This is a genomic window from Mucilaginibacter kameinonensis, assembly GCF_003675385.1.
Taxonomy (GTDB): Bacteria; Bacteroidota; Bacteroidia; order Sphingobacteriales; family Sphingobacteriaceae; genus Mucilaginibacter; species Mucilaginibacter kameinonensis.
Genome location: NZ_RCWZ01000004.1, coordinates 716422 through 730758 on the forward strand (window position 1 = coordinate 716422; position 14337 = coordinate 730758).

15 protein-coding genes are annotated in these 14337 nt (G+C 41.9%); 10 read left to right on the forward strand and 5 right to left on the reverse strand.

The genetic code is table 11. The features are described from left to right. Positions 1-2: 2 nt before the first annotated feature. Positions 3-893, reverse strand: a complete 891-nt coding sequence (locus EAH55_RS21185) for a flavin reductase family protein (RefSeq protein ID WP_121811430.1) — start codon at positions 891-893, stop codon at positions 3-5. A 121-nt stretch (positions 894-1014) separates the two neighbouring features. Then, complete coding sequence (locus EAH55_RS21190) at positions 1015-2010, reverse strand: fumarylacetoacetate hydrolase family protein (protein ID WP_121811431.1); 996 nt, start codon at positions 2008-2010, stop codon at positions 1015-1017. Positions 2011-2604: 594 nt separating this feature from the next. Here EAH55_RS21190 and EAH55_RS21195 point away from each other — a divergent pair. The 8 genes from EAH55_RS21195 (at position 2605) to EAH55_RS21225 (ending at position 9982) form a co-directional block, all read left to right on the forward strand. Then, entirely contained in the window at positions 2605-3762 is a 1158-nt protein-coding gene (locus EAH55_RS21195) for a homogentisate 1,2-dioxygenase (RefSeq protein WP_114938901.1), read from the forward strand. A gap of 113 nt (positions 3763-3875) precedes the next feature. Further along, positions 3876-5000 carry a 4-hydroxyphenylpyruvate dioxygenase gene (gene hppD, locus EAH55_RS21200; RefSeq protein WP_121811432.1) on the forward strand — a complete coding sequence of 375 codons (1125 nt, stop codon included), beginning with the start codon at positions 3876-3878 and terminating at the stop codon, positions 4998-5000. 103 nt (positions 5001-5103) lie between these two features. Continuing rightward, complete coding sequence (locus tag EAH55_RS21205; RefSeq protein WP_121811433.1) at positions 5104-6360, forward strand: gliding motility protein GldB-related protein; 1257 nt, start codon at positions 5104-5106, stop codon at positions 6358-6360. A 99-nt stretch (positions 6361-6459) separates the two neighbouring features. Then, a complete protein-coding gene (locus EAH55_RS31425) occupies positions 6460-6591 on the forward strand; it encodes a hypothetical protein (RefSeq protein ID WP_262707309.1) in 132 nt (43 codons plus the stop codon). After that, positions 6588-6929: a YciI family protein gene (locus EAH55_RS21210; protein WP_208644901.1), complete on the forward strand. Its 342-nt coding sequence runs from the start codon at positions 6588-6590 to the stop codon at positions 6927-6929. The genes EAH55_RS31425 and EAH55_RS21210 overlap by 4 nt, the downstream gene beginning before the upstream one ends. Continuing rightward, positions 6930-7586: a DNA alkylation repair protein gene (locus tag EAH55_RS21215; RefSeq protein ID WP_121811434.1), complete on the forward strand. Its 657-nt coding sequence runs from the start codon at positions 6930-6932 to the stop codon at positions 7584-7586. It abuts the gene before it with no gap. Between the two features lie 453 nt (positions 7587-8039). Next, complete coding sequence (locus EAH55_RS21220; RefSeq protein WP_121811435.1) at positions 8040-9521, forward strand: PAS domain-containing sensor histidine kinase; 1482 nt, start codon at positions 8040-8042, stop codon at positions 9519-9521. A gap of 17 nt (positions 9522-9538) precedes the next feature. Beyond that, positions 9539-9982, forward strand: coding sequence for a response regulator (locus EAH55_RS21225; RefSeq protein ID WP_121811436.1), 444 nt, complete (start codon positions 9539-9541; stop codon positions 9980-9982). 16 nt (positions 9983-9998) lie between these two features. On the opposite strand, the gene EAH55_RS21230 is transcribed toward EAH55_RS21225, so the two are convergent. From EAH55_RS21230 to EAH55_RS21240, 3 genes are all read right to left on the reverse strand, one after another. Beyond that, a complete protein-coding gene (locus EAH55_RS21230) occupies positions 9999-10364 on the reverse strand; it encodes a hypothetical protein (protein WP_162996996.1) in 366 nt (121 codons plus the stop codon). Between the two features lie 129 nt (positions 10365-10493). Then, positions 10494-11474: a type I phosphomannose isomerase catalytic subunit gene (locus EAH55_RS21235; protein ID WP_121811438.1), complete on the reverse strand. Its 981-nt coding sequence runs from the start codon at positions 11472-11474 to the stop codon at positions 10494-10496. 136 nt (positions 11475-11610) lie between these two features. Continuing rightward, positions 11611-12840 carry an NADP-dependent isocitrate dehydrogenase gene (locus tag EAH55_RS21240; protein WP_112575970.1) on the reverse strand — a complete coding sequence of 410 codons (1230 nt, stop codon included), beginning with the start codon at positions 12838-12840 and terminating at the stop codon, positions 11611-11613. A gap of 210 nt (positions 12841-13050) precedes the next feature. On the opposite strand from EAH55_RS21240, the gene EAH55_RS21245 reads away from it, so the two are divergent. Both EAH55_RS21245 and EAH55_RS21250 read left to right on the forward strand, forming a co-directional pair. Beyond that, the gene (locus EAH55_RS21245; protein WP_121811439.1) at positions 13051-13761 is read left to right on the forward strand and encodes a hypothetical protein; all 711 of its coding nucleotides are present in this window, start codon (positions 13051-13053) and stop codon (positions 13759-13761) included. An 87-nt stretch (positions 13762-13848) separates the two neighbouring features. Next, on the forward strand, positions 13849-14271 hold the full coding sequence (locus EAH55_RS21250; RefSeq protein WP_121811440.1) for a hypothetical protein: 423 nt from the start codon (positions 13849-13851) through the stop codon (positions 14269-14271). Positions 14272-14337 lie beyond the last annotated feature (66 nt).

A 14337-nucleotide genomic window follows, 5' to 3' on the forward strand; every position in this document is an offset into this window, starting at 1 on the left:
GTTTATTCCATCAACAACACCATCAAAGCTTCCTCTACCCTTTCCAATTCCAAAAGCTGTTTGGCTTTCAAATGCAGTTGCAATTCGCGGGTTTGGCTATCGCCGATGGTGGCGTCGAGTACTTCTTTTATCTCCGGGGTAAGCGCGAAGGCTTCAATAGCCTCGTCGGTAGGTATGGTTTCCAGGTTGCCTAATTGCCCAAGATTGTTACCGGTTAATATTCTTGAATTACGGATGGCATAGGGCAAGGCATCAACACCAATGCCTATCCTGATGTTTGGTTTGGCTACTTTAAACAGGTTGTCTTTAGTAACGCGACAATACCAGTCGCCGCCAAGACGGGCCACCAGGTCCATTTTGGCCTGGTCTATCTTTCCGTCCTCGCCTAAAACAGCGTCACTAACGTGGATCAGTTTAATTTCGGCGAGTACAAGGTTACCGGCGCCATGGCTTTGTCCTAATTCAATCACCTCGTTAACTACACATTCCAGTTGCACATATGATTCGGCCACCCGTGGTGGTTTTACCAATTGTGATGGCACCGGTGTTAAACCCGATTTGATAAACTCGTTAACCCCCAGCGGATATTCTACACTTGAAAGCGAGGTTTGCTGTACCATATCATAGTTAACAATATTGATGACACATTCGGGTACTTCCTTTACATTTTCGAGCGTGTGTTTAGTAGTATTGTCCCTCACCCGACGCGATGGCGAAAAAATACATATCGGCGGATTGGTACTGAAAAAATTAAAAAAACTGAAAGGGCTCAGGTTTACATTACCTGCTTCATCAACAGTAGAGGCCAGGCATATCGGTCGTGGCGCTATTACATAATGCAGGTAGCTTTGAAGCTGAACAGGCGAAAGATCGGCTATATTAATGGTGGGCATTACTATGTATCATTATATCATATGTCATTGCGAGGAGGTACGACGAAGCAATCGCACGGAGGCATAGCCGCTCTGTATAGCATGCGGTTGCCGCGCTTCGCAATGACATAATTTTTATTTCTTACTTCTTCAATTTCAATATCGAAAAATCACTATCGGCCTTTTCAATAATATTGCCCAACATGCCTAAGCCGGTGATCTCCATTTCAACCAGGTCGCCGGGTTGCAACCATTGTGGTTCGTAGTCGGCATTATTAAGTACGCCGGTGCCATTTAGTTCAAGGAAGCAACCTGTACCAACTGTGCCCGAACCTATAACATCGCCAGGCAAAACATCGCAGCCATAGGCAGCGCGCTCAATGATTTCGGCGAAGGTCCAGTCCATATCGGCCATATTACCTGCTGATACTTGCTTGCCATTCACCACACATTTCATCTCCAGGTTATAAGCGTTACCCGTATGCCCAGGTTTTGCAGGCACTTTGTATTGCTCCAGTTCATCTGGCGTTACCAACCACGGACCAATAACCGTCGAAAAATCTTTACCCTTTGCCGGGCCAAGGTTCAGCAGCATTTCTTCCATTTGCAGGGTACGGGCGCTCATATCATTCATGATCATATAGCCCGCAATAAAGCTATCTGCCTCGGCAGCCCTAATGTTACGGCCTTTCTTATTCAATACTATAGCTACTTCCAGTTCAAAGTCCAGCTTTTGAAAATGATCGGGCATACACTCAATTTCGCCGGGGCCTTGTATGGCATTATGGTTGGTGAAATAAAAAATAGGATACTGATCAAACTCCGGTATCATATCCAATTTACGGTTGCGCCTTGCTGAGGCTACGTGCTGCCTGAAAGCGTAACCATCCCTGCACGATGTTGGATGAGGTACAGGCGCCATCAGCTCAAAAAACAATTCTTCCTTAGCCTCTATCTTTCCCGAACGAATATCTTCATTAACCCGCGCGGCATGCTCCATCAGTTCGGGCCCTCCCCATAAAAATTCATTCATATTGTCGGGGATCAGCTTATCGCAGGAGTTTAAATTATAGATGTGGCCATTAACAAAAACACCAAGATGTTCGCGGTCTTCAGTTTTATAGGATACTAATTTCATAGAGTAGCTTAATTGGTATAATCAAAGCTAATGATTTTGGTTGATGGTTTATGAGGTGAATGGTTGATTAAGTTGATTGGAGAGTGGTGAGTAGTTGATTAGGTGATTAGTTTCTTACGCGGATATATATTCCGCCGCCGCTCGGCTCCTGCCGAGTGGCCGTTATCCCCAAGCCTCTGGCCTGTATACATCACGCCGGCGGCCAGAGGCCGTGAAATAGTTGCCACTCGGCAGGAGCCGAGCGGCGGCGTTAAAAAATAATAGCAACCACTCACCTAATCAACCCAATCAACCACTCACCATCTTCCAACCAAAACTTGCATCCTAAAAATAATCCTGCTAACTTAGTATCATGTTACGGGTACAAATGCATTTTCTGTTTTCATTGGGGTTAACCTCCATGAGCGATGCCTCATCGTTCAGAGATGCTATGCTCGCTAAGATCGTGCTGGCGCAATACTAATTCCTCCCCCTGTTTTCTTCATTTTTTTTAACCATTATTTATTAAATGGTTATGGCTATGCGTTACAGACTTTTAAGCCGAACACAAATCAGCATTTTATACGTTTTATTGTTAACCAATTAAACCACTCCATGCCTGTATATCATAGTTTAGGATCAATTCCGCCTAAGCGGCATACGCAATTTCGTAAGCCCGACGGTAGTTTATATGCCGAAGAACTGGTGTCAACCGAGGGCTTTTCGAGCCTTTATTCATTAGTATACCATGCTTACCCGCCCACCATTGTAAAAACCCTGGGCGAGCCCTACAGCGTGGAGCCTAAAATAGCGCGCGAAAAGCACCTGAAGCATACCAGCCTGATAGGTTTTAATGTACAGCCCGAAGATGATTACCTGCAAAGCCGCAAGCCGGTACTGGTAAACAGCGATCTGCATATTTCGCTGGCAGCACCGCGCCAAAGCATGACCGACTATTTTTACAAAAACAGCCAGGCCGATGAGGTAGTATTTATTCATGAGGGTACCGGCACCTTAAAAACCGGTTTTGGCAATATCAAGTTTCAGTATGGCGATTACCTGGTGATTCCGCGCGGTACTATTTACCAAATGGAGTTTGACGGTACAGCAAACAGGCTTTTCATTGTAGAAAGTTTCAGCCCTATTCGTCCGCCAAAACGTTACCGAAACCAGTACGGGCAGTTGATGGAACATTCACCTTATTGTGAACGTGATATCAAGCGACCTGCCGATCTGAAAACTTATGATGAGCATGGCGATTTTAAAATTCTGATTAAAAAGCAAGGCCTCATTTATCCTTATATCTATGGCACCCATCCGTTTGATTTTGTAGGCTGGGATGGCTTTCATTATCCATGGGCCTTATCCATTCATGATTTTGAGCCGATAACCGGGAGGTTGCACCAACCACCGCCGGTACATCAAACCTTTGAGGGTAACAACTTTGTGATTTGTTCTTTTGTGCCCCGCAAGTTTGACTATCACCCGCTATCTATCCCTGCACCGTACAACCACAGCAATGTGGATAGCGACGAGGTGTTGTATTATGTTGATGGCGATTTCATGAGCCGCAAAAGCGTGGTAAAAGGACAGATCACCTTGCACCCGGGCGGTATCCCGCACGGGCCGCATCCTGGCTCTGTCGAAAAATCGATAGGTAAGGAATCAACAGACGAACTGGCTGTAATGATAGATCCGTTCAGGCCACTAATGTTAACCGAGGATGCTATCAGGATAGAGGATGAAAATTATTATAAAAGCTGGCAATATTAACCGCTATATCATTACGAGCGAAGCGTGGCAACCGCACGGAAGCATATTCGCCCTGTATAGCATGCGATTGCTTCGTCGTTCCTCCTCGTAATGACATATTTAATTTAATTAAAATGACTACTCAAACTTTAGATAAACAACAAACTACAACCGATTTCCTGCCCCTTAACGGCACGGATTACGTTGAATTTTATGTGGGTAACGCCAAGCAGGCAGCCCATTATTATAAAAGCGCTTTCGGCTTTCAAAACCTGGCTTATGCAGGACCTGAAACCGGCGTACGCGACCGCGCATCATACGTTTTACAACAAGGCAAAATCAGGATTGTGCTTACTACTCCCCTGCACTCCAACCATCCAATTGCCGAGCATATCAAAAAACATGGCGACGGCGTAAAGGTACTGGCCCTTTGGGTTGATGACGCCTATGATGCCTTTGAGCAAACCATCAAACGTGGCGCTGAAGCCTATCAGCAACCGCAAACTTTAACTGACGAGCATGGCGAGGTACGTACCAGCGGTATCAAACTTTATGGCGAAACCGTGCACATGTTTGTAGAACGTAAAAACTACAATGGCTTGTTTTTGCCCGGCTATCAGAAACTGGAAAATGCCTTTAACCCAACCGATACAGGTTTACTATATGTTGACCATTGCGTAGGCAACGTAGGCTGGCATAAAATGAATGAGTGGGTTAATTTTTATGAAGAAGTTTTAGGCTTCAGGAATATCCTCACCTTTGATGATAAAATGATCTCAACCGAGTATTCAGCTTTAATGAGTAAGGTGATGAGCAACGGGAATGGCTATGTAAAATTCCCGATCAATGAGCCGGCCGAAGGCAAAAAGAAATCGCAGATTGAAGAATACCTGGAGTTTTACGAAGACGAAGGCGTACAACACCTCGCTCTTGCTACCCATGATATTGTAGCTACGGTTACCGAACTGCAAAGCCGTGGCGTTGAATTTTTAAAGGTACCATCTACCTATTATGATGATCTGATTGATCGTGTAGGCCACATCGACGAAGACCTTGAACCTTTAAAGCACTTAGGTATTTTGGTTGACCGTGATGACGAAGGCTACCTGCTGCAGATCTTCACCAAGCCGGTTGAAGACAGGCCGACACTCTTCTTCGAGATCATTCAGCGCAAGGGTGCCAAATCATTCGGTGCGGGTAATTTTAAAGCTTTGTTTGAAGCTATTGAACGCGAACAGGAAGCAAGGGGGAACCTTTGATTTCGGAATTTCTATTTCGGATTTCGGATTTTTTAAATAGTGATTTATGATTAGAAGCCGGGCGTTGCCCGGCTTTTTTGTTGCAATTTGTTATTTTTAGCCCATGTATAAATACCTGACCTTTTTCTTTATGCTGCTATGCTCTGCAGTATTTGGACAAAAAAGCCTGAGCAGCAAAGGCGATAGCCTGTACGAGGCAAAAAACTTTATCCATGCCGGAAATTGCTACCTGCAATCGGCCAAACAAGCCGAATTTAAAGCTTCGGCCACCAATGATTATTATAATGCAGCATGTTGCTATGCACTATCGGGCAAAGCCGATAGCGCTATGATCATTTTACAACTGGCTGTAAATAGTGGTTACAAAAACGCGGCGCACCTGATAACAGATTCAGACCTGAATTCACTGCATCAAATGCCTCAATGGCGGCCGCTGGTTAGCTCGGTAGAAAAGAAACCCAAAGGATTTACCGATGATCCTTTAAAAGCCAAACTGGTAACCAGCGATATTAAAAACTTCTGGACAGCTTATGACCGGGCTCAAAAAGATACAGCCAACCGTCTTAAAATTTACAGGAAATACTACGTTGACCCCGGATCGCCGGGCTTGCAGGATTACTTTGCCATTAAAGTTGTGCACATGAATTACTTTGTAAAGGGGCACGATAAAAAGTCAAAGTTTTATGCTGCTATCCGCAAAAACACTTATACAGTTGATGAACAAAAACCGCAGATGACGGCGTCGTTTGTAAAATTGAAAGAGCTTTATCCGCAAGCCAAATTCCCCGATGTTTATTTTGTTATCGGCGCCTTTTCATCTGGCGGCACATCAACAGATAACGGGCTGCTTATCGGGCTTGACCAGGCTGTACGCACACCTGATATTCCTGTTAGTGAACTTAATCTCTGGGAAAACAACAATTTTGGCAAACTTGACTACATCCCCAACCTTGTAGCGCACGAACTTATCCACTTTAACCAGGACGGTATGTTAGGCGGTGATACCACTTTACTCAGGGCAGTTTTGGTTGAAGGTATGGCGGATTTTTTAGGCGAACTGATATCAGGCCACACGGCCAATGAGCGCCTACATGTATGGGCAAAAGGTCGCGAAAAGCAAATATGGACCGATTTTGAAAAAGAAATGTACTTACAACGAGGCTACAACTGGATAGCCAACTCGAACCAGGAAACGGCTGATAAACCCGCCGATCTGGGTTATTGGGTTGGTTACCAGATTTGCAAAGGTTACTATGATAACAGCACGGATAAAAAGCAGGCCATTTATGATATGCTGAATATCAAAGACTATAAAGCCTTTTATGAAAAAAGCGGAACCGGTAAAAAGTTTGGCAATTAGCATAACTATATGTTCATAAATAGATTTTAAGCCGGGCCAATACCCGGCTTTTTATTTGGTTGGCATTAGGTTATATTTGATATAACCAATAATCATGTTATGAAAAAAGCTTTACTCATTATTACCGCTGCTGTATTAAGCCTTAACTGCTTAGCCCAAAGCGGCCCTGCGGCCAAACCCGTTTATGATGCCGCCCTGGCTAAAAAACTGGGGCCGATGATTACGGCATGAAAAAATACGTAATGGCTTTCCTAAAAGAAGGGCCTACCCGGCTAAAAGATTCGGCGGCTAACATGCAGTTGCAAATGGCGCATCTTAAAAATATTGGCAGGCTTGCTGCCGAAGGTAAATTGGTTGTTGCAGGTCCGTTTTTGGATGACCAGCCTTTACGCGGCATTTTCATTTTTAATGTAGAGACTGTAGAAGAAGCTAAAAAACTTACCGAAACAGACCCGGCTATTAAGGCAGGGTCTTTAGTGTTGGAACTGCACCCTTTTTATTGCAGCGCGGCGCTGATGCAGGTTGTGCCTATTCACAATACCCTCCAAAAGAAAAGCATGACTAATTAAATGGATGCCGTAGCATTTGTACTTGAACAGCTTAAAGAAAAGGCCGATGCCACCTACTTAAAAGGCATGGCCCGCTTTGGTATCGACAGTTCGCGGGCTCTGGGTGTAAAGCTGCCCGAGATCCGTAAGCTTGCCAAAATCATTAAAAAAGATCATGAGTTGGCCCTGGCGCTTTGGGATACTCAAATACATGAGGCCAGGATGCTGGCATCAATGATTGCTGAGCCCAAACAGGTAACGCCCGAACTTATGGATAAATGGGCTGGCGACTTTTATTCCTGGGATATTTGCGACCAGGTTTGCGGTAATCTTTTCGACAGGACTCCATTTGCTATTGATAAAGCTGTTGAATATAGCAGCCACCAGGAGGAGTTTGTAAAACGCACGGGCTTTGTGCTGATGGCCGAATACGCCATACACAATAAAACCGCACCCGATGAGGTTTTCCTGAACCTGTTCCCTATTATGGAAAGGGAAGCCTGGGATAACCGCAACTTTGTTAAAAAGGCTATTAACTGGGCCTTACGCCAAATAGGCAAACGGAATAATATATTAAAAGTTAATGCTATTAACACTGCAAGAAATATTTATAACCAATCCTCCAAATCGGCCAAGTGGATAGCTAAAAGTGCAATAGATGAACTAATAAGCAAATAAGTTTGATAATATTTTTCTACATAATTAAAAACGCCCAAGTTGCCTGTAAAATAGGACATTATAATACCCAATAATAGTTCACCCATATTCACTAACTTAGTGCCCGCTATTTTTACAATCAAATTACGTCAAAGTATTTTATAGGGAATATCTTCAACTTTTAGTGTATTTAAACAAAGTTTAGGTTCTTTGATGGCTCTTTTACAAAATAATACTTCAATTAGGAGTACATATAGCCAAATATTCTAAAAACCGTAATTACCAGTAAAAGAATACATTATAAAGTATCAAAAATATTATATTTGAGGCTGAGCAAATGTGGAATAATGATTGAGAAGAATATAACAACAAAACAACTGGTAGTTGTAAGTTAAAAAACTTCAAATCATGGCACATATTTTAATAATAAGCACGTGTCAAAAAACAAATTGAATTAGTGAACGGATTGTTGATATGAGTTTTTCGGAAAAGGGTAAACTTTCTGGCGATGATATTCATCTTACCCCTTTGATCAATGATCTGGATACGGGTATTTGGAAATATAATTTCAATACCAGGGAGGTAAAATGGTCGACTGGCTTTTATACTGTATTAGGCTATCAGTTCAATGAAATTGAATGTTCTGTCAATACTTTTTTTGAGCACCTGCTTTACCATGGCGATAAGCCTGCTTTTACCAACGCTATCAACAACAGGATAACCGACGATACCCCTCCCCTTCAGTTACGTTTTTTAACCAAAAAAAATGGCTACCAATGGTTTGAAACTACCATCAGGAAGCAGGATGACGAAAACGGCAGTATCGTTTACGGTTCGCTTATAAATATCAACCGCTACAAGCATAACGACTTATTATCGGCCCATAATCAGGCTACTCATGACGACGCCTTTAAAACAGCACGCTTGGGCATTTGGGAAATTGACACGCAAAACATTAATACCATTGTATTGTCAAAACAGGTTTATGAGTTGTTTGATCTCCAGAACCACTTAAACCTGAGTGTTGAAGAATTTATCAGCTTTTTTGAGCCTCCGTACCGCCCGGTTTTACAAAACGCTATTAATAATACTATCAACCACAGTCGGCCTTTTGATATCGATCTGCTTTTACGATCGGCCAAAAACAATATGCTTTGGCTGAAAGTGAAAGCTGTACCGGTAATTAACCATTTTGGCAAATGCACCGCTATTAAAGGGATTGTTCAGGATATCGACAATGAAAAAAGAAAGCTGCTTAAGCTGGAGCAATCCATAAATCTGCTTACCGACCAGAATCGCCGTTTGCAAAACTTCGCGTACATCGTATCGCATAATCTCCGTTCGCATACCGGGAACCTTCAGTTTATGGTGAACCTGTTTGAGCAGGCAGACGCCCGGGAAGAGCGGGAGGAGATCTTTTCGCACATCAAAGCTATAAGTGAAAGTTTGGATGGAACCATTGAGCATATTAATGAAATAGTTAAAATCCAGACCGAAATCACCAAGGAGCGGAAGGTAGTTGAATTGGAGCCGATGTTCAGGACTATTTGCTCGGCTTTAAAAAATAACATCGAAGCTATAAACGCCCGTGTTGAATGGGACTTTTCCCAATGCCGTGAAATCAGTTATATCCCGGCTTATATGGAAAGCATTTTGCAAAACCTGCTTACCAACTCGTTAAAATATAGCAGCCCGGAAAGGCAACCCATCATAAAATGTTACACGCTGGCCGAAGGAAACCACATATATCTTATTTTTGAAGATAACGGCCTGGGTATCGATCTTGAACGGTATGGCGACAAGCTCTTCGGAATGTATAAAACATTTCATAACAACAGTGACGCCAAGGGAATTGGCTTGTTTATAACCCGCAACCAGGTTGAAGCGTTAGGCGGTAACATTAAAGTTGACAGCACCGTAAATGTTGGCACAAAATTTACTATCAGGTTGGTATAATTTACAAATACGGAGAGATGATTGAAGAGCGAAATCCTACAAACACCTGGATTGTAGACGATGATAGCATTTATGTTTACGGCCTGAAAAAACTGATAAGTATAAAGGGGATAAATACCAATTTAAGTCACTTTATTAACGGACAAGAGGGCATTAACGCGCTAAAAAAAGCAAACGAAAATCAACAATTGCCGGATATCATATTACTGGACATCAATATGCCCGTAATGGATGGATGGGAGTTTATGAATGAATTTGCGAAATTAAAGCCACAATTAGGGAAAAACATTACTGTATATATCGTGACCCCCTCCCTTGATCTCAACGATATCCACCGGGCTAAAAGTATTCCGGAAGTTGCCGATTATATTTTTAAGCCTGTAAAGATCAGCCAGCTTACAGAAATTTTTTCTCAAACCCAGTATCAGGCAAACGAAAGAATAAGACAATACGGAACATGATGTTCCGTATTGCTTTTTATTGTTTTACCAAAACCGATGTGGATATAAAGTTTTGAGAGGTATCTTTAAAGGTAAGCTGAACTTTTCCGCCCACATTACTCAATTGCCCATATGAGGCGTTGTTGCCCGAAACGGTAAATTTTATCCTGTTACTGCCACTCATCACCCACTGGCCTGCGGCGGCATCACCTTTTGCCCCTATTATAGTAACGCTATTCGGTGTTCTTGAAACATAACAATCTTCCGCTCCTACGTAGCCCCCCGCCCAGGTTCCATCGTCTTTAAGCGTAGTTTGGTTATCGCTCAAACATGGCGAAGCTGTGCTTGTATACGTTTCGGAAGCACCCGTGCTGGTGTCAAAATCGGCTTTAGATATAAGCACATATTTACCAGCATATGCGCTTTTGGGATTACTGTTTTCCTTTTTGCAGCTATTACCGGCAAACAATACTGTTAGGATAAGGCTAAAAAAGGTTATTCTTTTTTATACATGCAGGTGTATACGTGTTAATTATTCAATGTAGCTTTCCAGAATTTTAAAGCCACCGGTTGTTTCCAATTCAATTTTATCAATGCTTTTTGGCAACAGGATACACTCGCCCATTTTAACGGCATATGCCTCGTTATTATATTTTACAGTATAACCGCCTGCAACACAAACATGGATAACAAATGAATCCAGGGCCGAATAGTCTTTAGATGTACTTTCATCAAAGTCAAGCACATTGGTTGTGAAGTAAGGGCAGGTAACCAGCTTTACTGTTTCATCCTTTTTAGGCTCGTATTGAGTTTTGTACTCATCGTAATGTTTGCAATCAATAGCGGCAAGGGCTTCTTCGGTATGTAATTCACGTTTCTGGCCTTTATCATCAACACGGTCAAAATCGTAAATACGATAGGTAATATCTGATGTTTGTTGAATTTCTGCAATCAGTAATCCTTTACCAATGGTATGTACCCTACCGGCAGGTAAAAAGAAAACATCATCGGCAACGGCCTCTTCCCTGTTCAGGATATCCATAATATGACCGCTGTTTAAAGCATCAATATATTTTTGCTCGGTCATTTCCTGGTTAAAGCCGGTAATCAACGTCGAACCAGGATCGGCTTCGATGATATACCACATTTCGGTTTTGCCAAATGAGTTATGACGCTCTTTTGCCAGTTTATCATCAGGGTGCACCTGTACAGAAAGGTCATCATTGGCATCAATAAATTTCACCAATAAAGGGAAGATATTGCCAAAATGATCGTAAACCTTTTTACCAACCAGTTCGTCTTTATATTGCTCCAGCAAATCGGCCAATGACTCGCCTTCAAGCGCGCCAGATGCTACTACCGAAACATCAGATTTTACGCCTGATATTTCCCAGGTTTCGCCACAGTTTGGCAAGCTGCCAAAATCTTTATGCAAATAGGTTTTGATCTTTTGACCGCCCCATATTTTATCCTTATATATGGTTTTGAATTTTAACGGATATAATGCCGACATAGTGTTGTGTATTTTGACTGCTAAGTTAGGAGTTAAATAGATAATTGAAAATGCTAAATTGATTTACTTAACATATTGTATAACAAAAAAGCCCATGCTAAATGCACGGGCTTTCCTATATGAAACTTGCCGGTAATTATTTACCTAAGCGTTTTTTCAGGTTTTCGTCAATTGCAGCCAAAAACTCTTCGGTGTACAGGTAATCGGTACCGTGCTCCACTTTTGGTTTAATGGTGATGGCCAAATCTTTGGTCATTTTGCCGCTTTCAACAGTTTCGATACAAACTTCTTCCAAAGCTTTGCAGAAATCAATCAGTTCCTGATTTTTATCCAGGATACCGCGGAATTCCAAACCTCTTGTCCAAGCGAAAATTGACGCGATTGGGTTAGTTGAAGTTGGTTTACCAGCCTGGTGATCGCGATAGTGACGGGTTACTGTACCGTGAGCGGCTTCAGCTTCCATTACAGTACCATCCGGGGTAACCAGGGTTGAAGTCATTAAACCTAATGAACCAAAGCCTTGAGCTACGGTGTCAGACTGTACGTCGCCATCATAGTTTTTACAAGCCCAAACAAAGTTACCGTTCCATTTCAGGGCCGAGGCAACCATGTCGTCAATTAAGCGGTGCTCATAAGTAATGCCGGCTGCATCAAACTTTTGTTTGTAATCACTTTGATAGATCTCTTCAAAAATATCTTTGAAGCGACCATCATATTTTTTAAGGATCGTATTTTTAGTTGAAAGGTATAAAGGCCAACCTTTCATTAAAGCCTGGTTAAAGCAAGCATGGGCGAAACCTCTGATAGATTCATCGGTATTGTACATGGTTAACGCAACACCATCACCTTTAAAGTTAAATACCTCATATGACTGCTCTGGGCCGCCATCTTCAGGAGTAAATTTAACGGTAAGTTTGCCTTTGCCTTTAGTTAAGAAATCGGTAGCGCGGTATTGATCGCCAAAAGCATGACGGCCAATGCAGATAGGAGCTGTCCAGTTAGGTACTAAACGAGGTACGTTTGACATAACGATTGGCTCACGGAAAACAGTACCATCTAAAATGTTACGGATAGTTCCGTTAGGTGATTTCCACATTTGTTTTAATCCAAATTCAGCAACCCTTGCTTCGTCGGGAGTAATAGTAGCACATTTGATACCAACACCATATTGTTTAATAGCGTTAGCTGCATCAATAGTAACCTGGTCGTCGGTTTGGTCGCGGTACTCAATACCTAAATCGTAGTATTTGATATCAAGATCAAGATACGGTGTAATCAATTTGTCTTTGATGAATTTCCAGATAATGCGGGTCATTTCATCTCCATCCAGTTCAACTACCGGATTTTCTACTTTTATTTTTGACATGCCTGATGTGGTTTTTGTTTTACAAACGGCCAAATATATAAAATAGACTTTATGAATTTTATCAAATAATGCAATGAAAAATCACACATTTCGTTATTATGACAATTATTAACACGGGTATTGTTGTTTTTATAAACTTTGGTGCTATTTTTACTAAAACAAAATGCTTACCATAAAACAAACTCCTTTTAGCCGGAGTTAACGTTTATTATGATAAAACTGATACTAAAAACCTCCTTTATAATCCTGTTGTGTTCTGTTTCGTTTTTAGCCAAAGCCCAGATAGGGTTTGACTACGCACAATATGATGTTGGCTTTGCCGCAGGTATTAACCAGGCCAGTTCGGCCGACGTGCAAACCTTAAAAACAACACCTTCCATAAATCTTAACTTTACTTACAATCAAAGCCCATATATTAATTATGTATTTAATGTAGAGGTAGGCAGGTTAAAAGGAGGCTCTCCAAACACCACAACACAAAGGCAGTTTGAAAATCATTTTAGTGCCTACTCATTCAGAATACAGGTACAGGCAGGCGAATTAATTGATTATTCGCAAAGCGCCATAGCCAATGCCTTTAAAAACCTTTACCTGTCATCAGGTTTGGGCTACATTAATAACAATGTTGTATACAGAACGGATGACGCTCTTCTATTAGCAAACAACCAGGTTTTGCCTTTTGAACCTAAAACAAATGAAATATTTATACCCCTTAGATTAGGTTACGAGTTTAAATTCTTTAACAGCTACAACCAACCTTCTGTTAAAATTGACCTGGGCTATCAATACAACTTTATTATGGGCGATAACCTTGACGGATACGTTGCCGGCGCTCATAATGATGCTTACTCGCAGGTTACCTTAGGCTTTAAATTTGCTATTGGCGGCGTTACTTCGTACCGTAAACAGATCCATTATTAAGCTTTAGGTAAAAATCTTTTTTTTAATCAGTTTGTTTTTTTGGCAGGGTTTTTACTGTGTATATTTATACTATAAAAACACAGACCTATGGACAACGATCAAATTGACGACGCAGGTTTTAACGACGATCTGCTTGATCGCGACGAAACACTAAAAGATGAGCTGGGTGAAACCATTGATGAGGAAAACCTGAACTACAATCCGGACGATAACAGCTACGAATACGATGTTAAAAGTGATGATCCGGATTATGACCACCCCGATCCGTATCATACCACGGCAAAAAATGGCGAGGATTTTAACTCTACTTACGATGAGGCAAACCCCTATGATGTTGATGGCGAATTTGACGAAGATCGCTCGCTTGAAACTGATGTAGATGAATTAGGAATGCATATCGATCACGGCGAAAGTGTGGAAGTTGATCCCGTTGATGCCGCCCTTTCTCATACTCCTGAAGATGACCGGGACGACCTTGATGAGGAAGGATACCCAAAAAACGACAGATAATCAATTACCGGGATATTTTTATTGATACTGAGTTGTTGGTTTAATATAACCTGCGGCTCAGTATCC